Source organism: Streptomyces sp. NPDC052701, from assembly GCF_040678355.1.
In the GTDB taxonomy this organism is placed as follows: Bacteria; Actinomycetota; Actinomycetes; order Streptomycetales; family Streptomycetaceae; genus Streptomyces.
Window position 1 is genome coordinate 240537 of sequence record NZ_JBFATO010000003.1, and the last position, 24154, is coordinate 264690.

The following is a 24154-nucleotide window of genomic DNA, read 5'->3' on the forward strand; positions in this document are numbered from 1 at the left end:
GCCTTCGTCGTCGCGTGCGTACGCACGGCCGCTCCCGTGGGGAACAACCGTCCGGGACATGCGAACGCGCGTAGCGAAAGGGCGAGGCCCCGGGACCGAACCCGGGGCCTCGCCCTGAACGCTGCCGACGTCTACGCCGTACTACAACCCGTCAGTTGTCGTCCTCGTCGATGAGGAACCCCCGCATCGGAGAGGGAGCCTGTCCCATCGGCGACGGCCCCTGCGGCCGCACCGGCGCCATCGGCTGGGTCATCGCCGGCGACATCTGCTGCTGACCGCCGTAGGACGGACCGGACTGCGACGGACCGCCGCCCATCGCCTGGTTGCCGCCGTAGGACGGCGCGCTCGCCCCGGCCGGAGCCATGGACGGCGCCGGGGACGGCGGCAGCGACGCGGCCGCCGGAGTGCGCGGCGGGGCGAGCGAGTCGTCCGCCTGGGTCTCCAGCTGACGCAGCTGCGACTCCAGGTACGACTTCAGCCGCGTGCGGTACTCGCGCTCGAAGCCGCGCAGGTCCTCGACCTTGCGCTCCAGCGTGGCGCGGGCGGACTCCAGGGAGCCCATCGCGACACGGTGCTTCTCCTGCGCGTCCCGCTCCAGCGCGTCGGCCTTGGCACGGGCGTCACGCTCGAGACCCTCGGCACGCGAACGGGCCTCGCCGACGATCTTGTTGGCCTCGGAACGGGCCTCGGCGATCGCCTGGTCGGCGGTCTGCTGGGCCAGCGACAGGACGCGGGCGGCGCTGTCGCCGCCGGGGCCCTGACCGGGCATGCCGGGGCCGCCCATGGGGCCGCCCATCGGACCCGGACCCATCTGCCCCTGCATCGGGCCCTGGCCCATCGGGCCCTGGCCCATCGGACCGGGACCCTGCGGACCACCCTGACCGCCGGGGCCGGCGGGCAGTTGCGGCGCACCGCTCGGCAGCTGGGGCGGACCACCCATGGGGCCACCCATCTGCTGCTGCGGCGGGCCCGATATGCCGGCGGGTACGGGGGCGCCGGGACCGCGCATGCCCTGCTGGGGCATGCCTTGCTGGGGCATGCCCTGCTGAGGCATGCCCTGCTGAGGCATGCCCTGCTGCTGGTCCTGCTGCTCCGGAGGCTTGCGCATGTTCTGCTGGTTCTGCGCGGCGGCACGCGTGGCGGCGGCCAGCTTGGCGCGCAGGTCCTCGTTCTCCCGGAGCAGGCGGGTCAGTTCGGCTTCGACCTCGTCGAGGAAGGCATCGACCTCGTCCTCGTCATAGCCTTCTCGGAGGCGGACGGTCGTGAACTGCTTGTTCCGCACGTCCTCGGGGGTCAACGGCATCTCTTCACCTCAACGTAGTCGTCGGCATTCGGCAAGACCGTAGTTCACATCGCTCACAGCCGGCTCACGATCGAGATCAGGATGTAGACGATGATCATCAGTACGAAGAAGGACAGGTCAAGCGCCACGCCCCCGAGACGCAACGGCGGGATGACCCGCCGCAGAAGCTTGAGCGGTGGATCAGTGACAGTGTAGGTGGCCTCCAGAACGACCACCATCGCCTTGCCGGGTTGCCACGAGCGGGCGAACTGGAAGACGTAGTCCATGACCAACCGGAAGATGAGCACGATGAGGAAGCACATCAGCGCGATGTAGACGACATCCAGGACCACGCTCATTGCCTGTGCTTCCCTCTCCCCTGTGCCCTGCTGTGTACTGCTGTTTCCGGTGGTGCGTCTCAGCTCTGGTTGAAGAACCCGCCCTCTGCGATGCGGGCCTTGTCCTCCGCCGTGACATCGACGTTAGCAGGCGACAACAGGAACACCTTCTGCGTCACCCGCTCGATACTGCCGTGAAGACCAAACACCAAACCGGCCGCGAAGTCGACAAGTCGCTTCGCGTCCGTGTCGTCCATCTCGGTCAGATTCATGATCACCGGCGTGCCCTCACGGAAGTGTTCCCCGATGGTACGGGCCTCGTTGTAGGTCCGCGGGTGAAGCGTGGTGATCCGGTAAGGCTCTCGTTCCGACACGACCTTGGGCATGATCACCGGTGCGTTCTTCTCCAGACTTGCGCGTTCTTGTGTGATGGATGCCACGGGCGCGATGCGCGCCGGGCGGCTCGATTCCGCGGGGAGCGAAGCGGCACGGGCGATCGGCTCGCGCGGGGCGGGCGGCTGCACGACTCGCACCTCTTCGTCCCTTTGGGACTGATGCGAGACGTGCGGCTGGTGGGACGGCTCGTGCCGTCGGTGGTCACGCTCGGGCTCCGGGTCCAGTTCGGGTTCGAAGTCGTCGTCGGGGTCGAATCCGCGGCCGTCGTACCCATCGTCCTCCACGAGGCCGAGGTAGACCGCCATCTTGCGCATCGCGCCGGCCATGCTCTGAGTCCTCCGCTCTGTGGTGGATCGGCTGACGACCGCCAAGTGCCCGCGATCCACGAGGTCCATAAATCCGCCTTTCGGCGGCAATGACCATATTTTCTGCTGTGGTCCGACTTCCTGGCGACGTTACCCGAGGCCGGGGCGGACTCCGAGTACCGCGGTGCCGACGCGGACATGTGTCGCCCCGGCGGCCACGGCCTGCTCGAGGTCCGCACTCATCCCTGCCGAGACCATGGTGGCAGCCGGATGGCTCCGGCGCAGGTCAGTCGACAAATCCATCAACCGCTCGAACGCCGCCCGTTCGCGTCCGGCGTACTCCCCGGTGAGCGGCGCGACGGTCATCAGCCCGTCGATCCGCAGCCCGGGGGAGGCGGCGACGAGATCGGCCAACTCCCCGATCCCCTCGGGCCCCACGCCGCCCCGCTCGCCGCGCCCGCTCTCGCCCGCGTCGAGGGCGACCTGGATCAGGCAGCCCACCTCGCGGCCGGCCCGCACGGCCTCCTTGGAGAGGGCCGTGACGAGCCGGGAACGATCGACGGACTGCACGAGATCCGCGTAACCGACCACCGATCGCACCTTGTTGGTCTGAAGTTGACCGACGAAGTGCCACGTGAGGGGCAGGTCCGAGCACGCGGCCGCCTTGGGAGCGGCGTCCTGGTCGCGGTTCTCGGCGACATGGCGCACACCGAGCTCCCACAGGATCCGCACATCGGTCGCGGGATAGGTCTTGGTGACCACGATCAGGGTCACCTCTTCACGTCTGCGTCCGGCGGCCTCGCAGGCGGCGGCGATCCGCCGTTCCACCTTCGCCAGGTTCGCGGCGAGTTCGTCCTTGCGGTCCGTCATGCCCATCAGTCCAACCAGACATAGCCCGCGAGCCGCCCGGTGGTGCGGTCGCGGCGGTACGAAAAGTGATCGCCCGACTCCAGCGTGCACACCGGTGACCGCGCGCGGTCGCGCACCCCGAGCCGGTCGAGCTGGGCGTGCACGCCGGCGCCCACGTCGACCGCCGGCGTGCCCCAACTCGTCTCGGCGTACGCCGCCGGCTCGGCGGCGCCCACCTCGGCGCGCATCGCCTCGGGCACCTCGTAGCACCTCCCGCACACCGCCGGTCCGGTGCGGGCGACGATCCGGGACGGTTCGGCACCCAGGTCCGTCATCGCGCGCAGCGCGGCGGGGACGATCCCCGCCACCATGCCGGGCCGGCCCGCGTGGGCCGCGGCGACGACCCCGGCCACGGGGTCGGCGAGCAGGACGGGCACGCAGTCGGCGGTGAGCACGGCCAGGGCGAGCCCCCGCCGCGCCGTGACGATCGCGTCGACCCGCGGCACCGGCCGGTCGCCCCACGGTCCGTCCACCACCGCCACGTCCGCGCCGTGCACCTGGTTCATCCAGACCACCCGCTCCGGCTCGACACCCAGGGACTTGGCGGCCAGCTCCCGGTTGGTGCGGACGGCGTCGGGGTCGTCGCCGACCGCGCCGCCGAGATTGAGCTCCTCATACGGAGCGGCGCTCACCCCGCCCCACCGGTCGGTGAAGGCGAAGTGCGCGCCGCTCACGCTCTCGCGCTGTCCTATCACGTCAGAAGGATCACTTGAGGAAGTCCGGTACGTCCAGTTCCTCGGCCGCGCTGTCCGCGTAGGTCCGCGGCGCCGGGGCGACCGGCGGGGGGACCGGGATGTCGTTCACCGGCTCCGGCGCGGGCTCCGGGTCCTCCTTCGGGGTCACGCTGCCGAGCGAGCCGAAGGACGGGCGGGACTCGGTCTGCCGCACCGGCGCCGGTTCCTCGCGCTTGGCGGAGGAGGAGCCGAGGACGTTGTCCCGGCGGGCCGGCGGCTGGCCGCCGTCGAAGCCGGCCGCGATCACGGTGACCCGGACCTCGTCGCCGAGGGCGTCGTCGATCACCGCTCCGAAGATGATGTTGGCCTCGGGGTGGGCGGCCTCGCTGACCAGCTGGGCCGCCTCGTTGATCTCGAACAGACCGAGGTCGGAGCCGCCGGAGATGGACAGCAGCACACCGCGGGCGCCGTCGATGGACGCCTCCAGCAGCGGCGAGGAGATCGCCATCTCGGCCGCGGCCACCGCGCGGTCGTCGCCGCGGGCCGAGCCGATGCCCATCAGGGCCGAACCGGCCTCGGACATGACCGACTTGACGTCGGCGAAGTCGAGGTTGATCAGACCGGGCGTGGTGATGAGGTCGGTGATGCCCTGGACGCCGGAGAGCAGGACCTGGTCCGCGGACTTGAACGCGTCGAGCACGCTCACCTGGCGGTCCGAGATGGACAGCAGCCGGTCGTTCGGGATGACGATGAGGGTGTCGACCTCTTCGCGGAGCTCGGCGATGCCGTCCTCGGCCTGGTTCGCGCGGCGCCGCCCCTCGAAGGTGAACGGGCGCGTCACCACACCGATGGTGAGAGCGCCGAGCGAGCGTGCGATGTTGGCCACGACGGGCGCGCCGCCGGTGCCGGTGCCGCCGCCTTCACCGGCTGTCACGAAGACCATGTCGGCCCCCTTGAGGACCTCCTCGATCTCCTCGCGGTGGTCCTCGGCGGCCTTGCGGCCGACGGCCGGGTTGGCTCCGGCGCCGAGTCCGCGGGTGAGTTCGCGGCCGACGTCCAGCTTGACGTCGGCGTCGCTCATCAACAGAGCTTGCGCGTCGGTGTTGATGGCGATGAACTCGACGCCCTTGAGACCGACCTCGATCATCCGGTTGATGGCATTGACACCACCGCCGCCGACACCGATGACTTTGATGACTGCGAGGTAGTTCTGCGGTGCTGCCACGTCGAAGGCCTCTCGCCTCGAGTTACGTGCCGCCGGATCACCGTGGCGCGCTGCGCCCTGTGACCCGACGACTGATGCCGAATGGGACGGTCCGTATCGCCGACCCGAACCCTAACCCTGAAGTTTAGGGTTACCAGTGTGCCTGTTCCCTGGAGTCTCCTGAACAGGACAGTAAGTCGACAAGTGGCGCACGTTCAACGAACACGCCGAACCTCCCGTTTTTCTTTTCACCCTATGTGATCAGCCGTAGCGGTGCCCAACCAGGGTGCTGGCCTGCGCGGATGTGCGTCAACTCCCCGATGACGCCGGGGCGGTGGGGACACTGACGTCGAAGTGCCCCGCCCCCGGCGCCGCTTTCATCAGGGCGGTGAGCGTACGGGCCTTCGCCGCCCCCTGCTCGCCGCTGCCCCAGTCGACGGTGCGGCCGCCGGCCAACTCCAGCGAGATGTCGTCGTACGAGCGCACCCGGACGGTCCGCGTCCGGTGCGCGACCCCGGCCGGAAGGGCGCGGGCGACCCGGACCGCCTCCCGGGCCAGCCGGTCCTCGCCGAAGCGGCGCGCACTCGCGGCGGCGGTGCCGGACCGGGACACCCTCAATTCGAGGACGGGAACTCCTTTCGGAGCCCGGGAAACCGTGGCGAACCGGACACCTTCATCGTCCACTTCGATGAAATTCCGGCCTTTCCGGACCATGAGGACCGGGGTCCGCTCGGTCACTTCCAGTCCGATTCCATGGGGCCAGGAACGGGCCACGTCCACCGTGTCGATGCGGGGCAGTTCGCGGCGCAGTCGCGCCTCGATCGCATCGGTGTCGACGGAGACCAGCGGCTCTCCGAGCGGAACGCCGGCGGCCTGGCGCACCCGGGCCGGCTCCAGGACCCGGGTACCGGACACGGAGACCCGCTCGACGCGCAGCCAGGCCGAGCCGTACAGCAGCCAGAGCGTCGGAGTCCCCAGGAAGACCAGGGCGAGGGCCAGGAGGACGACCGCCCGGAGGCGGCGCCGCCTCGACCGCAGCAAGGGCGGCGGGCCGGACGGCTTCTGCTGGCGTTCCCCGCGCTCGGCGGTGGTCGATCCGGCCACGCTCCCTGCCTTCCGTCATACGGGCCTAGCGGTGTGCACGGCCGGCGGCGACCGCCTCGTACACCATGCCGACGAGCAGGTCGTCGGCGTCCCGGCGGCCGAACTCGGCGGCGGCGCGGGACATCTCGTACAGCCGGTGCGGGTCGGCGAGCACGGGCAGGACGTTCTGCTGCACCCACTCCGGGGTGAGGTCCGCGTCGTCGACCAGCAGGCCGCCGCCGGCCTTGACCACCGGCTGGGCGTTGAGCCGCTGCTCGCCGTTGCCGATGGGCAGCGGGACGTAGGCGGCCGGGAGCCCGACGGCGGAGAGCTCGGCGACGGTCATCGCGCCCGCGCGGCAGAGCATCATGTCGGCCGCGGCGTACGCGAGGTCCATCCGGTCCAGGTAACTTACCGGGATGTAGGGGGGCATTCCCGGCATCTGCTGCACCTGCGGCAGTTCGTTCTTCGGGCCGACCGCGTGCAGGATCTGGATGCCGGCCTGCTGCAGGTAGGGGGCGACCGCCTGGACGACCTCGTTGAGGCGGCGGGCGCCCTGCGAGCCGCCGGAGACCAGCAGCGTGGGCAGGTTCGGGTCGAGCCCGAACGCGGCGCGGGCCTCGGGGCGTACGGCGGCCCGGTCCAGGGTGGCGATGGAGCGGCGCAGCGGGATGCCGATGTAGCGGGCGCCCCGCAGCTTGCTGTCGGGCGTCGAGACGGCGACCTGGCTGGCGTAGCGCGAGCCGATCTTGTTGGCCAGGCCCGGGCGGGCGTTGGCCTCGTGGATGACGATCGGCACGCCGAGCCGCTTGGCCGCGAGGTAGCCGGGCAGGGCGACGTAGCCGCCGAAGCCGACCACGACGTCCGCCTTGGTGCGCTCCAGGATCTGCTCGGTCGCCTTGATCGTGCCGCGCAGCCGGCCCGGGACGGTGATCAGCTCGGGGGTGGGCTTGCGCGGCAGCGGGACCGCGGGGATCAGCGCGAGCTCGTACCCGCGCTCGGGTACGAGACGGGTCTCCAGGCCGCGCTCCGTGCCCAGAGCCGTGATGCCCACGGTCGGATCCTGCCTGCGCAGGGCGTCCGCGAGGGCGAGCGCGGGCTCGATGTGGCCCGCGGTTCCTCCGCCGGCGAGTACGACATGCACCGAAATTCACCGCTCTCCGGACGAACGCGCCGAGGCGCGCCGTCGCATCGTGTTCCATCTCCGAGGCCCCGCGGAGCCTTTGGCCCCCCGCTTTCTACCAAAGCGGGGTTGCCGCATCGCAAGCGCCGCCCGCGCAGCGGGCTCGTCGCGCGCGAACGCGATCAGCAGCCCGATGGCGAACATGGTCGGCAGCAGGGCGGACCCCCCGTAGGAGAACAGCGGGAGGGGGACGCCGGCGATCGGCAGCAGGCCGAGCACCGCACCCATGTTGATCACGGCCTGCACCGTGATCCAGGTGGTCACGCCTCCCGCGGCATACCTCACGAAGGGGTCCTCCGTGCGTCCGGCCACGCGGATACCCGCATAGCCTAGAGCCGCGAAGAGGGCGAGCACCGACAGTGTCCCCGCCAGACCCAGTTCCTCACCGGTGACGGCGAAGATGAAGTCGGTGTGCGCTTCCGGGAGTTGTCCCCATTTTTCCACACTCGCACCGAGCCCGGAGCCGAAGATCCCACCGGAGGCGAGGGCGTAGATGCCGTGCACGGCCTGCCAGCAGTCGACCGGCCCGGACTGGGGTTCGGTGGCGCCGAGGCACTGCAGCCGCGCCATGCGGTTCGAGCTGGACGTGATGAGGATCGCGCCGATCACGGCGGCGACCGACAGCACGCCGACGAACAGCCGGGTGGGGGCGCCCGCGAGCCACAGCAGGCCGAACAGGATCGCCGTGAGGATGATCGCGGTGCCCATGTCCCCGCCGAGCATGATCAGCCCGAGCAGCAGGAAGGCGGCCGGCACGAGCGGGACCAGCATGTGCTTCCACTGCGCCAGCAGCCTCTTGTCCCGCTTGCGGGCGAGCAGGTCGGCGCCCCACAGCACGAGCGCGAGCTTGCCGAACTCGCTGGGCTGGATCTGGAAGGAGCCGCCGAGGGGGATCCAGTTCTGGTTGCCGTTGACCGCCACCCCCACGCCCGGCACCTGCACCAGCGCCATCAGGCAGACGGCGCCCGCGAGGATCGGGTACGCCAGCGCCCGGTGCAGCCGCACCGGCATCCGGGAGGCCGCGTACAGCAGGCCGGCGCCGATCACCGCGGCGAGCAGCTGCTTGCGGAAGAAGTACGAACCGGGCAGCGACATCTGCAGCGCGGTGATCTGGGAGGCCGAGTAGACCATCACCAGCCCGAGCACGGTGATCAGCATGCTGCCGCCGAGGATCACGTAGTAGGCGGTCAGCGGCCGGTCCCAGGCCCTGCGCGCGCGTGCGTACAGGCCCAGGACGGAGTTCTCGCGCGGGGGCCGGGGCGCCGCGGCCCCGCGCGCGGCCCGCTGCACGGGCGGGCGTCCGGTGCGGCTACCGGGCACGACGGCCTCCGCCGCGCGACGGCCGTACCGGATACGCCGGCCTCGCCGGGCACATCGGCCTCACCGGTCCCACGCGTCCCTCCCAAGGTCGCCCGGCGCAGGCGGCCGGGTCAGGCGCCGAGTTCGCGAACCGCCTGAGCGAACGCGTCACCGCGCTGGTTGTAGTTGGCGAACATGTCCATCGAGGCGCAGGCCGGGGCCAGCAGCACCGTGTCGCCGGGCCGCGCGAGCCGCCGGGCCTCCTGGACGGCCTGGAGCATCGCCCCAGTGTCGGTCCGGTCGAGGTCGACGACGGGTACTTCCGGGGCGTGTCGCACGAGGGCTTCACGGATCAGGGCCCGGTCGGCGCCGATGAGGACGACCCCGCGCAGCCGCTTCGCCGACCGGGCGACCAGCTCGTCGAAGGTGGCGCCCTTGGCGAGCCCGCCCGCGATCCACACGATCGAGTCGTACGCCGCCAACGAGGCCTCGGCCGCGTGCGTGTTGGTGGCCTTGGAGTCGTCGACGTACGCCACCCCGTCCACGTCGGCGACGTGCGCGATGCGGTGGGCGTCCGGCCGGAAGTCCCGCAGGCCGTCCCGTACGGCCCGGGCGGGCACGCCGAAGGCGCGGGCGAGGGCCGCCGCGGCGAGGGCGTTGGCGATGTTGTGCGGGGCCGGCGGGTTCACGTCGGAGATCTCGGCGAGCTCCTGAGCGTTCTTGTGCCGGTTCTCGACGAAGGCCCGGTCGACCAGGATGCCCTCGACGACGCCGAGTTGGGAGGGCGCGGGCGTGCCGAGCGTGAAGCCGACGGCCCGGCAGCCCTCCTCGACGTCCGCCTCGCGCACCAGGTCCTCGGTGGCCCTGTCGGCCACGTTGTAGACGCAGGCGACCCGGTTGCCCTCGTAGATGCGGCCCTTGTCCTTGGCGTACGCCTCCATGGAGCCGTGCCAGTCGAGGTGGTCGGGGGCGAGGTTCAGGACGGCGGCCGAGTGGGCGCGCAGGGAGGGCGCCCAGTGGAGCTGGTAGCTGGACAGCTCCACGGCCAGCACGTCGTAGTGCTCCTCGCCGAGGACCGCGTCCAGCAGCGAGACGCCGATGTTGCCGACGGCGGCGGTGCGCAGGCCCGCCGCCTTCAGGATGGAGGCGAGCATCTGCACGGTCGTGGTCTTGCCGTTGGTGCCCGTGACGGCCAGCCAGGGGGCCGCGTCGGGGCCCCGCAGCCGCCAGGCCAGCTCGACGTCGCCCCAGACCGGGACGCCCGCCTCCTCGGCCGCCGCGAACAGCGGCTTGTCCGGCCTCCAGCCGGGTGCGGTGACGATGAGCTCGGTGCCCTCGGGGAGGGTGTCGCCGTCGCCGAGGCGGACGGTGATGCCGAGCGCCTCCAGTTCGGCCGCCTGGGCCCGGGCGCGCTCGTCGTCGCCGTCGTTGACGACGGTGACGGTCGCGCCGAGGCCGTGCAGCACCCTGGCCGCCGGGACGCCGGACACGCCGAGCCCGGCGACGGTGACGTGCTTGCCCTGAAACGCCGGGGCCCCGGCGTGTTCCGAAGACACCGATGAGGTCACTTGTCCGCTGCCCATCCCGCGTAGAAGAGGCCCAGTCCGACGATCACGCAGATGCCCTGGATGATCCAGAAACGGACCACCACGAGGACCTCGGACCAGCCCTTGAGTTCGAAGTGGTGCTGCAGTGGCGCCATCCGGAAGACGCGCTTGCCGGTCAGGCGGAAGGAGCCGACCTGGATGACGACCGACATGGTGATGAGGACGAACAGGCCGCCGAGGATGGCGAGCAGCAGCTCGGTGCGCGAGCAGATCGCGAGGCCCGCGAGCACGCCGCCGAGCGCCAGTGAACCGGTGTCGCCCATGAAGATCTTGGCCGGCGAGGTGTTCCACCACAGGAAGCCCAGGCAGGCGCCCATCAGCGCCGAGGAGACGACCGCGAGGTCGAGCGGGTCGCGCACCTCGTAGCAGGCGCCCGGGTTGGTCAGTTCCAGCGCGTTGGCGCAGGACTCCTGGAACTGCCAGACGCCGATGAAGGTGTAGGCGCCGAAGACCAGGACGGAGGCGCCGGTGGCCAGGCCGTCCAGACCGTCGGTGAGGTTCACGCCGTTCGACATCGCGAGGATCATGAACAGCGCCCAGACCACGAACAGCACCGGGCCGATCGTCCAGCCGAAGTCCGTGATGAACGACAGCTTCGTGGACGCGGGCGTGTTGCCGCGGACGTCCGCGAACTGCAGCGAGAGCACCGCGAAGGCGATGCCGACGATCAGCTGGCCGGCCATCTTCGCCTTGGCCCGCAGACCGAGCGAACGCCGCTTGACGATCTTGATGTAGTCGTCGAGGAAGCCGACCAGGCCCATGCCGACCATCAGGCCCAGCACCAGCAGGCCGGAGTAGGTCGGCGCGTAGCCGGTGATCACCTTGGACAGGAAGTACGCGGCCACCGTCGCCAGGATGAAGGCGATGCCGCCCATGGTCGGCGTACCGCGCTTGCTGGCGTGCTCGCGCGGGCCGTCGTCGCGGATGTACTGGCCGTAGCCCTTGCGGGCCAGGAGCTTGATCAGCAGCGGCGTGCCGACCAGCGTCAGGAAGAGGCCGATGACTCCCGCGAACAGGATCTGCTTCATCATCGGGCGGCGACCTCACCCTCGGCACCGGTCTCGAGCAGCGCCTCGGCCACCTTCTCGAGCCCGACCGAACGGGACGCCTTCACGAGCACGACGTCCCCTGGGCGCAACTCGCTGCGCAACAGGTCGACCGCCGCCTGTGCGTCGGACACGTGCACCGACTCCTCACCCCACGAACCCTCGTTGTATGCGCCCAGTTGCAGCCAGGCGGCTTCCCTGCCACCGACCGCGACGAGCTTGCTGACGTTGAGCCGGACGGCGAGCCGTCCGACCGCGTCGTGCTCGGCGAGCGCCTCGTCCCCGAGCTCGGCCATCTTGCCGAGCACCGCCCACGTACGACGTCCCTTGCCCATGGCCGCCAGCGCGCGCAGCGCGGCCTTCATGGACTCGGGGTTCGCGTTGTAGGCGTCGTTGACGATCGTCACGCCGTCCGGGCGCTCGGTGACCTCCATCCGCCAGCGGGAGAGGGAGCCCGCCTCGGAGAGCGCGACGGCGATCTCGTCAGCGGACATGCCCAACTCGTGGGCGACGGCGGCCGCGGCGAGCGCGTTCGACACGTGATGCTCACCGTACAGGCGCATGGTCACATCGCTTGCACCGGAGGGTGTGTGAAGCCTGAAGGAGGGCTGTCCGCTGTCCGTGAGTCGCACGTTCTCGGCCCGAACGTCCGCTTCGCCGGACTCTCCGAAAAGAATCACCTTCGCCTTCGTACGGGAGGCCATGGCCCGTACGTAGGGATCGTCCGCGTTGAGGATCGCGGCACCGCCGTCGGCCTCGGAGGGCAGCGCCTCCACCAGTTCGCCCTTGGCCTGCGCGATCTGCTCGCGCCCGCCGAACTCGCCGATGTGGGCGGAGCCGACGTTCAGGACGAGCCCGATCCTGGGGGGGGTGAGCCCGGTGAGGTAGCGGATGTGCCCGATGCCGCGGGCGCCCATCTCCAGGACCAGGAACCGGGTCTCCTCGGTGGCGCTGAGCGCGGTGAGCGGCAGCCCGATCTCGTTGTTGAGCGAACCGGGCGTGAACACCGTCGGCGCCTTGCGCTGGAGCACCTGGGCGATGAGGTCCTTGGTGCTGGTCTTGCCCGCCGAGCCGGTGAGGGCCACGAGGGTGGCGCCGAGGCGCTGGACGACGTGCCGGGCGAGGGCGCCGAGAGCCGTCTGCACGTCGTCGACGACGATCGCGGGCACGCCGACCGGGCGGGTGCCGAGGACGGCGACCGCGCCCGCCTCGACGACCTGCCGGGCGAAGTCGTGGCCGTCCACGCGCTCGCCGGCGAAGGCGACGAAGAGGCTTCCGGACACCACCTCGCGGGAGTCCCGGACGACCGGTCCGGTGACCTGGACGGCAGGGTCCGGTATGTCGTGCGTCTGCCCGCCGACGACTGCTGCGATCTCGGCGAGGGAGAGGGCGATCACAAGTTCATCCCCTGGGTCTTCTGGATTTTCATCCCTGGGTCTTCTGGATTGCTTCGCGAAGCACCTGGCGGTCGTCGAAGGGACGGACCACCCCGGCGATGTCCTGGCCCTGCTCGTGGCCCTTGCCCGCGACCAGCACGGTGTCGCCGGGCCGCGCGCGGGCGACGGCGGCGGCGATCGCGGCGGCCCGGTCCTCGCACACCTGTACCTCGCCGCGCTCGTGCACGGGCACGGACGCCGCGCCCTGGAGCATGGTGGCGAGGATCGCGAGCGGGTCCTCGGAGCGGGGGTTGTCGGAGGTCAGCACGGCGGTGTCGGCGAGCCGGGCCGCGGCGGCGCCCATGGGGGCCCGCTTGGTGGTGTCCCGGTCGCCGCCGCAGCCGAGCACGACGTGCAGCCGGCCCTCGGTGACCTTGCGCAGGGCGCGCAGCACCGACTCGACGGCGTCGGTCTTGTGGGCGTAGTCGACGACCGCGAGGTACGGCTGCCCGGCGTCCACGCGCTCCAGCCGGCCCGGCACACCCGGTACGGCGGCGATGCCGTCGGCGGCGGCCTGCGGGTCGAGGCCGGCGGCGGCGAGGGCGACGATCGCGGCGAGGGTGTTCGCCACGTTGAAGGGGCCGGGCAGCGGGGCCTTGGCGCCGATCCGCTCGCCCTTGGGGCCGAGGACCGTGAACGTGGAGTCGAGCTGGCCGATCCGGACGTCCTCGGCGCGCCAGTCGGCGTCGGGGCGGCCCTCGGCGGAGTAGGTGACGACCGGGACGGTGGCCTCCGCGGCGAGCCGGCGGCCGTACTCGTCGTCGGCGTTGACCACGCCGAGGCGGCTGCGCTCCGGCGTGAACAGCCGCGCCTTGGCCCGGAAGTAGTCCTCCATGCCGGAGTGGAACTCCATGTGCTCCGGGCTGAGGTTGGTGAAGACGCCGACGTCGAAGACGCAGCCGTCGACCCGGCCGAGGACCAGCGCGTGGCTGGAGACCTCCATGGCGACCGCCTCGACGCCGCGTTCGCGCATGACGGCGAACAGGGCCTGCAGGTCGGTGGCTTCGGGCGTGGTGCGCTCGGACTTGATGCGCTCGTCGCCGATGCGCATCTCCACCGTGCCGATCAGCCCGGTGGACTTCGCGGTCTTCAGACCGCCCTCGACGAGGTAGGCGGTGGTGGTCTTGCCGGAGGTGCCGGTGATGCCGATCTGGAGCAGGTCCCGGCCGGGGTGGCCGTAGATCGTGGCCGCCAGCTCGCCCATCCGGCCGCGCGGGTCGTCGACGACCAGGACCGGCAGGCCGGTCGCGGCGGCCCGCTCGGCGCCGGCCGGGTCGGTCAGCACGGCGGCCGCGCCCAGACCCGCGGCCTGGGCGACGAAGTCGGCGCCGTGCGCGCGGGCGCCGGGCAGGGCGGCGTACAGGTCGCCGGGGCGGACGGCGCGCGAGTCGTGGGTGATGCCCGTGACCTCGGCGGCGCTCCGTGGCGCGGGAGCACCCAGCTGGCCGGCGAGTTCCGCGAGGGATGTGGCGGAGACCTGCACCGGCCGAGGCGGTCCCGGATATGTCACGGGATGGCCCTTCTGGGCGGTTTGGGACTGATCAGCGTGTGGCACGGCGGTGAGCGTACCGGGCGTACCCGCCCGGGGGCGAAGCGAGGGGCTGGGAGCGCTCCGGCTCCCGGGGTCGGGGGTGCGCTGGTTCCCGGGGTCGGGAGTGATCGTTGTCACGGGGGCGGATCCTGGTGGCTCGATGGTGCTCGGTGCGGATCGGGGCTCGGAGGCAGCGGGTCAGGGCTCGAAGGTCACGGGCAGGTTCGCGGGCTTGGCACCGGTCGGCGGGACCTGGAGGGTCTTCAGGGCGAACTCCATCACCTGCTTGTAGACGGGTCCGCAGATCTGGCCGCCGAAGTAGCTGCCCTCGGTGGCGTTCTGGATGGCGCAGTAGACGGTGACGCGGGGGTTGTCGGCCGGCGCGAACCCGGCGAACGACGAGGTGTAGCCGTGGTACTTGCCGGTGGCCGGATCCACGCGGTTGGCCGTACCCGTCTTGCCCGCCACCCGGTAGCCGGGGATGCGCGCCCTGGTGCCGGTGCCCTCCTCGTCGTCCACGACCGACTCCAGCATCCGGGCGAGGGTCTTCGCCGTCTTCGCGCTGACGACCCTGGTCCTCTCGGGCTTCGGGGCCGGGGTGAAGCGCCCGTCGGCCCCCTTCGTGCCGCGCACCAGGGTGGGCTCGATACGGACGCCGTCGTTGGCGATCGTCGAGTAGACGGACGCCGCCTGCATGGCGTTGACGGACACGCCCTGGCCGAAAGGAATCGTGTACTGCTGCGAGGTCGACCACTGGTCGGGCGGGGCGAGGATGCCCTTGGTCTCGCCGGGGAAACCGAGCCCGGTGTAACTGCCGAGGCCGAACCTGCGCAGGTAGTCGTAGAGGACCTTGTTGGCCTGGGCCTGGGTCCTGCCGAGCTGGCCGGTGGCCAGGATGGTGCCGATGTTGCTGGACTTGGCGAGCACGCCGTTGAGCGTGAGGTACCAGGTCGGGTGGTCGACGTCGTCCTTGAAGAGGCGGTCGCCGCGGTGCAGCCGGTTGGGCACGACGACGTGCGTCGCCGGTGTGGCGGCGTTCTCCTCCAGTACCGCCGCCATCGACAGGACCTTCGCGGTGGAGCCGGGCTCGTAGGCGTCCTGGAGGGCGGCGTTGCCCAGCGCCTCGGGGCTGGCGTCGGACAGGTCGTTCGGGTCGAAGCCGGGCGAGTTGGCCATGGCGAGGATCTCGCCGGTGCGGGTGTCCTGGACGATCACGTAGCCGCGGTCCGCCCGGGACTTGCGCACCTGCTCGGTGATGGCGTTCTGCGCGGCCCACTGGATGTCGCGGTCGATGGTGAGCTCGACGTCGCTGCCGGGCACGGCGGGCGTCTCGGTGGAGCCCACGGTCGGGACCAGGCGCCCGCCGGACTGGGCGTAGCGGATCTTGCCGTCCTTGCCGGCCAGCTGCTTGTTCAGCTGCAGCTCGATGCCGCCGCCGGCCTTGTCCTCGCCGTTGACCCAGCCCAGTATCCCGGCGGCGAGGTCGCCGTTGGGGTACACGCGCTTGCTGGTGGGGACGGAGAAGACGCCCGCGAGGACGTTGACGGTGGACCCGTCGGTCTGCGCCTTGGCGGCCAGCGCGCTCTTCAGGTCCTTGATCTGCTTCCAGACCTGCGGCGTCTGGCGGCCGGCCAGCTTGACGTAGCGCAGGTCCTTGTCCTCGGGCCGCAGTTTCCCGACCAGCGTGTCCTGTTCCTGGCCGAGGATCGGCGCGAGCAGCGCGGCCGCCTGCTCGGGCCCGTCGCCGACCTCGAGTTCCTCGGGCGTGAACATCGTGGGGTCGGCGGTGATGTCGTAGGCGTCCTCGCTGGTCGCCAGGGCGATGCCGTTGCGGTCGGTGATCTCGCCGCGCTCGGCGGCGAGCACCTGGCCGACGTAGCGGTTCCGCTCGGCCTTGGCGGCGTACGTACCGGCGTCGACGACCTGCACCTGGAACAGCCGCACGACGAAGGCGGCCAGGACCAGGGTGAACGCGAGGCCGACCAGGCGGAGCCGGGGGCGGGGGCTGCCGAGCCGGATGACGCGCGGGGCCGGACGGGACGCCGCCGGACGGCGGACCGGGCGGGACGCCGCCGGACGGGCCTTGGGGCCGGGGCGGGCGGGCCGGGCGGGGCCGGGCACACGGCGGCGCGGCGGTTCCCTGTCGGACACTTCCGTCACCTGCCGGGGGTCGGGGACGCGGGCGGGAGGGTCCGGGTGACCATCGCCTCGGGCGCCAGGACGAGGGGGGTGCGCGCGGCGGCCGGCCGGGCGGGGCCGGGGACGCCCTTGACCGTGCCGTCGGGCTCGAGGAAGGCCGGGTCGCCGCCGGGCACCATGCCGAGCTCGCGGGCGCGGCGCTGGAGGGCGTCGGGGGCGGAGTAGGCGTCGATGTCCCGCTGCAGGGCCTGCTCCTCGTCGGTGAGGTTCTTGGTCTCCCGCTGGAGGTCGTCGAGCCGGAACGCGCCCTCGCTCAGTGCCGAGTTCAGCACCAGCAGGCCGATGAGGCCGCCGGCGAGGAGGAGGACGACGAGGAGCACGAACGGGGTGCGGGCCGCCTGTCCGGAACCCGCGGGCAAGAGCTGCGCCAGGCGGGCCGCCCTCCCCTTCAGTTCGGGTTTGCTACTCACTCACGCTCCCCTTCGCGGGCCTCACTCGACGTCCTCCCTGATGCGCTCGGCGCCGCGCAGCCGCGCGGGGGCCGCCCGCCGGTTCACGGCGATCTCCTCCTCGGTGGGAAGTTCGGCACCGCGCGTGAGCAGCTTGAGCCGGGGCTGGTAGCGCTCGGGGACCACGGGCAGCCCGGGCGGCGCGGTGCTGGCGGCGCCCGCCGCGAACACCTGCTTGACCAGCCGGTCCTCCAGCGAGTGGTACGACAGCACGGCGATCCGCCCGCCCACGGCCAGCGCCCTCACCGCGGCCGGGACGGCCCGCTCCAGCACCGAGAGTTCGCCGTTGACCTCGATGCGCAGCGCCTGGAAGGTGCGCTTGGCCGGGTTGCCGCCGGTGCGCTTGGCGGCCTGCGGCAGCGCGTCGCGGATCAGCTCCACGAGCCGCGCGCTGGTACTGAACGGCTCCTTCTCGCGCTCGCGCACGATCGCGGCCACGATCCGCTTGGCCTGCTTCTCCTCCCCGTACGCGCGCAGGATCCGCACGAGCTCGCCGGGCGGGTAGGTGTTGAGGACCTCGGCGGCGCTGACGCCGGTCGTCTGGTCCATGCGCATGTCGAGCGGGGCGTCCTGGGCGTAGGCGAAGCCGCGGTCGGCCTCGTCGAGCTGCATGGAGGAGACGCCGAGGTCGAACAGGACACCCTGCACGCGCGCGATGCCGAGCCTTCGCAGCACCTCGGGCAGCTCGTCGTAGACGGCGTGCACGAGGGTGGCCCGCTCGCCGTACGGGGCGAGCCGCTCGCCGGACAGGCGCAGGGCCTCCTTGTCGCGGTCCAGGCCCAGCAGGCGGACCCCGGGGAACCGCTCGAGCAGGGCCTCGCTGTGGCCGCCGAGGCCGAGCGTGCAGTCGACGACCACGGCGTCCGGCCGCTCCAGGGCGGGTGCCAGCAGGTCCAGGCACCGCTGGAGCATCACCGGGACGTGTCGACTCTGGCTCAAGGGGCCCTCTCAGGTCCGGCGCCGCCGTACGCACCGCCGGGTCCCCGCCCGCTCGTGAAGGGGAGGCCTGCCGGCGCCGGAAGCGTCAGCCGACCGGAGCGGGAGGAGGCCGAACCGTACGTACGCGCCGCGCACGCGGGGAGATCTCCGGAACATCGCCCAGGTCTCCGGGGGAAATCGTCCAGCGGGGAGAGTCTCCGCAGAGGACCTCGCCTCCCGCTTCGCGTCACTTTAGTCCACCGTGTCGGCCGGTCAATCAACCGGCCTGCGCGTCGCGGCACCGGGCGCCGGACAAGCGGCGAAGCGCCGGGGATCACCCGTACGAGCCGCTCCGCCCACCCCTGTGGGTTACCTCACACACGGGGTCCGCCGACGTTCTGTGTCCTTCCTCACAGCGGGTCCGGACCGCGGGTGACCAGTACCGTTGTGGTCATGACGACTTCCGCATCGGTTCCCGCAGGCGCTGAGAGCGCCACAGCCGGTGGCGGCACCGTCACCGACCGGCTCGTCGAGGCCAACCGGCGCTACGCCGCGGCGTTCGGCGACCCCGGCATGGACGCCCGTCCCGTTCTGCGCGTCGCCGTGGTGGCCTGCATGGACGCCCGCCTCGACCTGCACGCCGCGCTCGGCCTGCAGCTGGGCGACTGCCACACCATCCGCAACGCGGGCGGGGTCGTCACGGACGACGTGATCCGCTCGCTGACCATCAGCCAGCGCAAGCTGGGAACGAGGAGCGTCGTCCTCATCCACCACACCGGCTGCGGCCTGGAGGCCCTCACCGAGGACTTCCGCACCGAGCTGGAGCGGGAGGTCGGCCAGCGCCCGGCGTGGGCGGTGGAGTCCTTCAGCGACGTCGACCAGGACGTGCGGCAGTCGATGCAGCGGGTGCGCACCTCGCCGTTCCTGCTGCACACCGACGATGTGCGCGGCTTCGTCTTCGACGTGAGGACGGGTCTGCTGCGCGAGGTCGATCCGGCCCGACCTGTGCGCCCGCCCCGAAACGGCTAGCTGTCGAATTCCTGTCATTCCCGCGGCCAAAGGCCGTAGGACCGGACATGTCGTCGCCAGTTGTCCACAGGCGAGTGACACGAATCGGTAACGGCAGCAAGAATGCGGGAGTGGCGTCGCGCGGAACTTTTCACGCGTGGTGTCCGTGTTTCGGGGTGGGCCGGTCACAGTGCCGGCCCGCAAGAACGGGCCGAGGAGGGCCGGGTGACGACCTATGACGATCGAGCGAGCCTCACTGATCTGACCGCCGTGGTGGAACGCGTGCGGGGTTCGGTGGAAGGCGTGATCGAGGGCAAGCCCGAGGTCGTACGGCTCTCGCTGACCGTACTGCTCGCCGAGGGACATCTGCTGATCGAGGACGTCCCCGGAGTCGGCAAGACCATGCTGGCCAAGGCACTGGCGCGGTCCATCGACTGTTCGGTGCGGCGCATCCAGTTCACGCCCGACCTGCTGCCCTCGGACATCACCGGCGTGTCCATCTGGGACCAGCAGCGCCAGGACTTCGAGTTCAAGCCGGGCGCCATCTTCGCGCAGGTGGTGATCGGCGACGAGATCAACCGCGCCTCGCCCAAGACGCAGTCCGCGCTGCTGGAGTCGATGGAGGAGCGCCAGGTCACCATCGACGGCAAGACCTACGAGCTGCCCAGCCCCTTCCTGGTGGTGGCGACGCAGAACCCGGTCGAGATGGAGGGCACCTACCCGCTGCCCGAGGCGCAGCGCGACCGCTTCATGGCCCGCGTCTCGGTCGGCTACCCCAGCCCGGAGGCCGAGCTGCGGATGCTGGACGTGCACGGCGGCGTCTCGCCGCTGGAGGACCTGCAGCCGGTGGCGCACGCCCACGAGATCGTGAAGCTGATCGAGGCGGTGCGCGGCGTGCACGTCTCCGAGGCGGTCCGGCGGTACACCGTGGACCTGGTCGCCGCCACCCGCACCCATCCCGACCTGAGACTGGGCGCCTCCCCGCGCGCGACGCTGCACCTGCTGCGCGCGGCGAAGGCCTCCGCCGCCCTCGACGGCCGGGAGTACGCGCTGCCGGACGACGTGCAGGCACTCGCCGTGGCCGTCCTCGCCCACCGCCTGCTGCCCACCGCCCAGGCCCAGCTGAACCGCCGTACGGCCGAGCAGGTCGTCCAGGAGATCCTGCAGCGCACCCCGGTGCCCGCGGCGCCCCGGCAGCAGAGCGGCTTCGGTCTCGGCCACGGGACGCCGGCGTATCCGCAGCAGCCGCCGCGGAGGCTGTGATGACCACCGCGTCCGCCGGGGGCACCGGGCACGCGGAGGCCGGCCGGGACGGCCGGAGCGGCATCCGCACCGCCCTGGCCGGGCTGACCACCCGCGGGCGCTCGTTCCTGGCCGCCGGTGTCGCGGCGGCCGTCTGCGCCTACGTGCTCGGCCAGAGCGACCTGCTGCGGGTCGGCCTGCTGCTGGCGGTGCTGCCGCTGGTGTGCGTGACCGTGCTGTACCGCACGCGCTACCGGGTCGCGGGCAGCCGCCGCCTCTCCCCCGCGCGCGTGCCCGCCGGGTCCGAGGCCCGGGTCCACCTGCGGATGGAGAACGTCTCGCGGCTGCCGACGGGCCTGCTGATGCTCCAGGACAAGGTGCCGTACGTGCTCGGCCCGCGCCCCCGTTTCGTGCTCGACCGGGTCGAGGCGGGGGGCCGCCGCGAGGTGTCCTACCGGGTCCGCTCCGACCTGCGCGGCCGTTATCCGCTGGGTCCGCTGCAGCTGCGCCTGACCGACCCGTTCGGCCTGTGCGAGCTGACCCGGTCCTTCTCCACGTACGACACCCTGACGGTGATCCCGCGCGTGGAGCCGCTGCCGCCGGTGCGCTTGGGCGGCGAGGCGAAGGGACACGGCGACGGACGGCAGCGCTCGCTGGCCCTGGCCGGCGAGGACGACGTGATCCCGCGCGGGTACCGCTACGGCGACGACCTGCGCCGGGTGCACTGGCGCTCCACCGCCCGCCACGGCGAGCTGATGGTGCGCCGCGAGGAGCAGCCGCAGCGCGCCCGCTGCACGGTCCTCCTCGACACCCGCGGCATCGCCTTCGAGGGCGCCGGCCCGGACGCGGCCTTCGAGTGGGCCGTGGCGGGCGCCGCGTCCGTCCTGGTGCACATGCTCGAACGGGGCTTCTCGGTGCGGCTGCTGACCGACACCGGCAACACGGTGCCCGGCGAGGGCGGCGACGGCTTCGCGGGCGCGATCCAGGAGTCGGCGGACGCCGCCGGACTGATGATGGACACCCTCGCGGTGATCGACCACTCCGACGGGGAGGGCCTGTCCCGGGCGTACGACGTGCTGCGCGGCGGGGACGAGGGGTTGCTGGTGGCCTTCCTCGGCGACCTGGACGAGGAGCAGGCCGCGGTGGTGGCCCGGATGCGGCAGCGCAGCGGGGGCGCGATCGCCTTCCTGCTCGACAGCGGCGCCTGGGGACGGGAACCGACCGACGTGCCCGGCTCGTCGGACGAGGGCGGGGAGCGGCTGCGCATGCTGCGCGAGGTGGGCTGGACGGCCCTGAGCGTCCCCCGCGGCGCCTCCCTGGGCGAGCTGTGGCGGCAGGCGGACCAGGAGCGCTCGGGCCTGGCCGCGGCCGGCGGGGAGGGAGCACGATGAGCGGGCCCGCACGACTGACGCTGGGCGCGTGGACGGCCACGCTGATGGCCGCGTGCGCCCTGCTGCCCCTCGTCGAGCCGGCCACCTGGATCCTGCAGGCGGCGTTCCTGCTGGCGGTGCAGGCGGGCGTGGGCGCGGCGACCCGCCGGGTGCCGCTGGCCCGTCCGCTGACCGTGGCCGCGCAGGCGATCGCCACCGTGCTGCTGCTGACGCCGGTCTTCGCCCGTGAGCAGGCCTACGGCGGGCTGATACCCGGGCCGGACGCCCTGCGCCACTTCGCCGACCTGCTGCAGCAGGGTTCCGACGACATCGCGCGGTACGCGATCCCGGCGCCGCTGTCCTCCGAGGGCATCCGGCTGATGCTCATCGGCGGGGTCCTGGTCATCGGGCTGCTGGTGGACGCCCTCGCGGTGACCTTCCGCAGCGCGGCCCCGGCGGGCCTGCCGCTGCTCGCGCTGTACTCCGTGGCGGCGGGGCTGTCCGACGGCGGCACCGACTGGCTGTGGTTCCTGGTCGCGGCGGCCGGCTATCTGATGCTGCTGCTGGCCGAGGGCCGCGACCGGCTCGCGCAGTGGGGCCGGGTCTTCGGCGGGGCGCCGCGCACCCCGGGCGGCGAGCCCACCGGTGCCCTCGCCCCGGTCCGCACCGGGCGGCGCATCGGCGCGGTCGCGCTGGGCATCGCGCTGGTGGTGCCGCTCGGCCTGCCCGCGATGAACGGCGGCCTGCTGGACGGCACCGGCGCGGGCATGGGCTCCGGCAGCGGCGGCGGGGGCACCATCTCCGCGGTCAACCCGCTGGTGTCGCTGCGCGACAGCCTGAACGTGGACGAGGACCGGCAGGTGCTGTCCCTGCGGTCCGGGAACAACGGCGACGTCGCCGACCTCTACCTGCGGATCGTGTCCCTGGACGACTTCGACGGCAGCACCTGGAAGCCGTCCAAGCGGCGTATCGAGCCGGTGCCGGAGGACGCGTTCCCGACGCCGGTGGGCCTCGGCCCCGACGTCAAGCGCTCGGAGTACGCCACGACGATCTCGGCGGCCGACTGGTACGCCCAGGACTGGCTGCCGATGCCCTACCCGCCGAGCGGCGTGGACATCAGGGGCAACTGGCGCTACGAACCTGTGGGCATGGCCCTGGTCGGCGATCACGGCCAGAACACGCGCGGCCTGACGTACGAGGTGAGGAGCCTGGACGTGCAGCCGACGCCGGAGCAGCTCGCCGCGGCGCCGGAGGCGTCGGCGGCCCTCAAGCGCGAGTACACCGAGCTGCCGGACTCGCTGCCGGCGGCGGTGACCAGGACCGCCCGCGAGGTCACCGCTGGCGCGACGAGCCACTACGACGAGGCCGTCAAGCTCCAGGACTACTTCGCCCTGACCGGGGGCTTCGAGTACGACACCCAGGTCGAGGTCGGCAGCGGCTCGCAGGCGCTCGCCCGCTTCCTGCGGGACAAGCAGGGCTTCTGCGTGCACTTCTCCTTCGCGATGGCGGCGATGGCCCGCTCGCTCGGCATACCGGCCCGGGTCGCGGTGGGCTTCGCGCCCGGCGCCCCGCAGGCCGACGGTTCGGTCTCGGTGGGGCTGCGGGACGCGCATGCCTGGCCGGAGCTGTACTTCGAGGGTGTGGGCTGGATCCGTTTCGAGCCGACGCCGACCCGTGGTTCCACCCCGCCGTACACGCTGCCCGAGACCCCCGGCAGTTCGGTCCCCGACCCGGCACGGCCCTCCGAGGCGGCGTCCTCGGCGCCTTCGGCCGCGCCCTCGGCGAGCGAGAGCTGCACGGCGCAGCAGCGCAGGCTGGACGGCGGGTGCGTGAGCGAGTCCCCGCAGGCCGCGCTGTCCACGAACGACGACGGCCCGAAGTGGTACACGGTCCTGGCGTGGGTCCTCGGCGGCCTCGCGGCCCTGGTGCTGCCGCTGTCGCCCCTGTTGTGGCGGCTGCGGACGCGGGCCGTCCGGCTGGGGGCGCACGGCCGCACGGAGGACGACGCGGTACGGCACACGCTGGCGGTCTGGCGGGAGCTGACCGACACCGCGTGGGACTTCGGCATCGTGCCGGACGAGTCGCTCACCCCGCGCAAGGCGGCCGCCCGCATCGTCCGCATCGGCCGTCTCGATGCGACGGCCGCGGCCTCGGTGCACCGGGTGGCGGACGCGGTGGAGCAGGTCCTGTACGCGCCGCGCCCCCGCCCCACGGCGGGCCTCGCCGAGGACGTCCACCGCCTCACGGCCGGTCTGCGCACCGCGGCCGACCGCGTCACGCGCCTGCGGGCGGTGTTCGCTCCGCGGTCCACCGTGCGCCTGGTGTGGGCGGTGTCGGCCTGGTGGTCGGGCCTGGGGGAACGCGCTCTGGCGGCGCGGCCCGCATGGCTGAAACCGTCGGGTCAGCGCGGCTGAGGGCGGCCGGCGGGACGTTCCGGGCGAAGGCGGGGGCCGGGCCCTGAAGGGCCCGGCCCCTCAATTGCGTCGCGGGAGCCCGGCCGGTGCGCCGACGAAGCCGCCGACGGACGTCGCGGATCACGGGCCGGCGGCCGGGCGGACGAGCGGCAGCGCACGGCCGTGGCCAGCGCACCGCTTCGGAGATTCGGAGCGGGGGCGCGCCCCCGCCTTTCCGGTCCCCGGCATGCGTCTGGGGGCGGCCACCTTGGTGGCCGCCCC

20 protein-coding genes are annotated in these 24154 nt (G+C 72.3%); 4 read left to right on the plus strand and 16 right to left on the minus strand.

Annotated elements, in window-relative coordinates; all coding sequences use genetic code 11:
* Positions 1-151 precede the first annotated feature (151 nt).
* The 16 genes from AB0L29_RS06110 to rsmH form a co-directional block, all read right to left on the minus strand.
* Positions 152-1303: a DivIVA domain-containing protein gene (locus AB0L29_RS06110; protein ID WP_365823828.1), complete on the minus strand. Its 1152-nt coding sequence runs from the start codon at positions 1301-1303 to the stop codon at positions 152-154.
* 53 nt (positions 1304-1356) lie between these two features.
* Positions 1357-1641: a YggT family protein gene (locus AB0L29_RS06115; RefSeq protein WP_030248691.1), complete on the minus strand. Its 285-nt coding sequence runs from the start codon at positions 1639-1641 to the stop codon at positions 1357-1359.
* 59 nt (positions 1642-1700) lie between these two features.
* A complete protein-coding gene (gene sepF, locus AB0L29_RS06120; RefSeq protein ID WP_365823829.1) occupies positions 1701-2342 on the minus strand; it encodes a cell division protein SepF in 642 nt (213 codons plus the stop codon).
* Positions 2343-2471: 129 nt separating this feature from the next.
* On the minus strand, positions 2472-3191 hold the full coding sequence (locus AB0L29_RS06125) for a YggS family pyridoxal phosphate-dependent enzyme (protein ID WP_365823830.1): 720 nt from the start codon (positions 3189-3191) through the stop codon (positions 2472-2474).
* A 5-nt stretch (positions 3192-3196) separates the two neighbouring features.
* Positions 3197-3925: a peptidoglycan editing factor PgeF gene (pgeF, locus tag AB0L29_RS06130; protein ID WP_365823832.1), complete on the minus strand. Its 729-nt coding sequence runs from the start codon at positions 3923-3925 to the stop codon at positions 3197-3199.
* Between the two features lie 10 nt (positions 3926-3935).
* On the minus strand, positions 3936-5129 hold the full coding sequence (gene ftsZ / locus AB0L29_RS06135; RefSeq protein ID WP_365823834.1) for a cell division protein FtsZ: 1194 nt from the start codon (positions 5127-5129) through the stop codon (positions 3936-3938).
* A 288-nt stretch (positions 5130-5417) separates the two neighbouring features.
* Complete coding sequence (locus tag AB0L29_RS06140; protein ID WP_365823836.1) at positions 5418-6212, minus strand: FtsQ-type POTRA domain-containing protein; 795 nt, start codon at positions 6210-6212, stop codon at positions 5418-5420.
* Positions 6213-6237: 25 nt separating this feature from the next.
* The gene (gene murG, locus AB0L29_RS06145) at positions 6238-7335 is read right to left on the minus strand and encodes an undecaprenyldiphospho-muramoylpentapeptide beta-N-acetylglucosaminyltransferase (RefSeq protein ID WP_365823838.1); all 1098 of its coding nucleotides are present in this window, start codon (positions 7333-7335) and stop codon (positions 6238-6240) included.
* A gap of 6 nt (positions 7336-7341) precedes the next feature.
* Positions 7342-8694 carry a putative lipid II flippase FtsW gene (gene ftsW / locus AB0L29_RS06150; RefSeq protein ID WP_365823840.1) on the minus strand — a complete coding sequence of 451 codons (1353 nt, stop codon included), beginning with the start codon at positions 8692-8694 and terminating at the stop codon, positions 7342-7344.
* A gap of 110 nt (positions 8695-8804) precedes the next feature.
* Positions 8805-10256, minus strand: a complete 1452-nt coding sequence (gene murD / locus AB0L29_RS06155) for a UDP-N-acetylmuramoyl-L-alanine--D-glutamate ligase (protein ID WP_365823842.1) — start codon at positions 10254-10256, stop codon at positions 8805-8807.
* Positions 10238-11308, minus strand: a complete 1071-nt coding sequence (mraY, locus tag AB0L29_RS06160) for a phospho-N-acetylmuramoyl-pentapeptide-transferase (protein WP_365824071.1) — start codon at positions 11306-11308, stop codon at positions 10238-10240. Before mraY ends, murD begins: the two co-directional genes overlap by 19 nt.
* Positions 11308-12723, minus strand: a complete 1416-nt coding sequence (murF, locus tag AB0L29_RS06165) for a UDP-N-acetylmuramoyl-tripeptide--D-alanyl-D-alanine ligase (RefSeq protein WP_365823844.1) — start codon at positions 12721-12723, stop codon at positions 11308-11310. Before murF ends, mraY begins: the two co-directional genes overlap by 1 nt.
* A 28-nt stretch (positions 12724-12751) precedes the next feature.
* A complete protein-coding gene (locus tag AB0L29_RS06170) occupies positions 12752-14272 on the minus strand; it encodes a UDP-N-acetylmuramoyl-L-alanyl-D-glutamate--2,6-diaminopimelate ligase (protein ID WP_365823846.1) in 1521 nt (506 codons plus the stop codon).
* 219 nt (positions 14273-14491) lie between these two features.
* Positions 14492-16444: a penicillin-binding protein 2 gene (locus AB0L29_RS06175; protein WP_365823848.1), complete on the minus strand. Its 1953-nt coding sequence runs from the start codon at positions 16442-16444 to the stop codon at positions 14492-14494.
* A 5-nt stretch (positions 16445-16449) separates the two neighbouring features.
* Entirely contained in the window at positions 16450-16902 is a 453-nt protein-coding gene (locus AB0L29_RS06180) for a septum formation initiator family protein (RefSeq protein ID WP_365823850.1), read from the minus strand.
* Positions 16903-16923: 21 nt separating this feature from the next.
* The gene (gene rsmH, locus AB0L29_RS06185) at positions 16924-17880 is read right to left on the minus strand and encodes a 16S rRNA (cytosine(1402)-N(4))-methyltransferase RsmH (RefSeq protein ID WP_365823852.1); all 957 of its coding nucleotides are present in this window, start codon (positions 17878-17880) and stop codon (positions 16924-16926) included.
* Between the two features lie 432 nt (positions 17881-18312).
* On the opposite strand from rsmH, the gene AB0L29_RS06190 reads away from it, so the two are divergent.
* The 4 genes from AB0L29_RS06190 (at position 18313) to AB0L29_RS06205 (ending at position 23893) form a co-directional block, all read left to right on the plus strand.
* The gene (locus AB0L29_RS06190; RefSeq protein ID WP_365823854.1) at positions 18313-18888 is read left to right on the plus strand and encodes a carbonic anhydrase; all 576 of its coding nucleotides are present in this window, start codon (positions 18313-18315) and stop codon (positions 18886-18888) included.
* A 204-nt stretch (positions 18889-19092) separates the two neighbouring features.
* Positions 19093-20130: a MoxR family ATPase gene (locus AB0L29_RS06195; protein ID WP_365823856.1), complete on the plus strand. Its 1038-nt coding sequence runs from the start codon at positions 19093-19095 to the stop codon at positions 20128-20130.
* On the plus strand, positions 20130-21500 hold the full coding sequence (locus AB0L29_RS06200; protein WP_365823858.1) for a DUF58 domain-containing protein: 1371 nt from the start codon (positions 20130-20132) through the stop codon (positions 21498-21500). The genes AB0L29_RS06195 and AB0L29_RS06200 overlap by 1 nt, the downstream gene beginning before the upstream one ends.
* A complete protein-coding gene (locus tag AB0L29_RS06205) occupies positions 21497-23893 on the plus strand; it encodes a DUF3488 and transglutaminase-like domain-containing protein (RefSeq protein WP_365823860.1) in 2397 nt (798 codons plus the stop codon). Before AB0L29_RS06200 ends, AB0L29_RS06205 begins: the two co-directional genes overlap by 4 nt.
* Positions 23894-24154 lie beyond the last annotated feature (261 nt).

What these genes read in the sequence shown, in the direction of transcription:
- AB0L29_RS06110 (WP_365823828.1), bottom strand. Translation starts at nt 1,303, where the DNA reads ATGCCGTTGACCCCCGAGGACGTGCGGAACAAGCAGTTCACGACCGTC.
- AB0L29_RS06115 (WP_030248691.1), bottom strand. Translation starts at nt 1,641, where the DNA reads ATGAGCGTGGTCCTGGATGTCGTCTACATCGCGCTGATGTGCTTCCTC.
- sepF (WP_365823829.1), bottom strand. Translation starts at nt 2,342, where the DNA reads ATGGCCGGCGCGATGCGCAAGATGGCGGTCTACCTCGGCCTCGTGGAG.
- AB0L29_RS06125 (WP_365823830.1), bottom strand. Translation starts at nt 3,191, where the DNA reads ATGACGGACCGCAAGGACGAACTCGCCGCGAACCTGGCGAAGGTGGAA.
- murD (WP_365823842.1), bottom strand. Translation starts at nt 10,256, where the DNA reads ATGGGCAGCGGACAAGTGACCTCATCGGTGTCTTCGGAACACGCCGGG.
- mraY (WP_365824071.1), bottom strand. Translation starts at nt 11,308, where the DNA reads ATGAAGCAGATCCTGTTCGCGGGAGTCATCGGCCTCTTCCTGACGCTG.
- AB0L29_RS06190 (WP_365823854.1), top strand. Translation starts at nt 18,313, where the DNA reads ATGACGACTTCCGCATCGGTTCCCGCAGGCGCTGAGAGCGCCACAGCC.
- AB0L29_RS06200 (WP_365823858.1), top strand. Translation starts at nt 20,130, where the DNA reads ATGACCACCGCGTCCGCCGGGGGCACCGGGCACGCGGAGGCCGGCCGG.
- AB0L29_RS06205 (WP_365823860.1), top strand. Translation starts at nt 21,497, where the DNA reads ATGAGCGGGCCCGCACGACTGACGCTGGGCGCGTGGACGGCCACGCTG.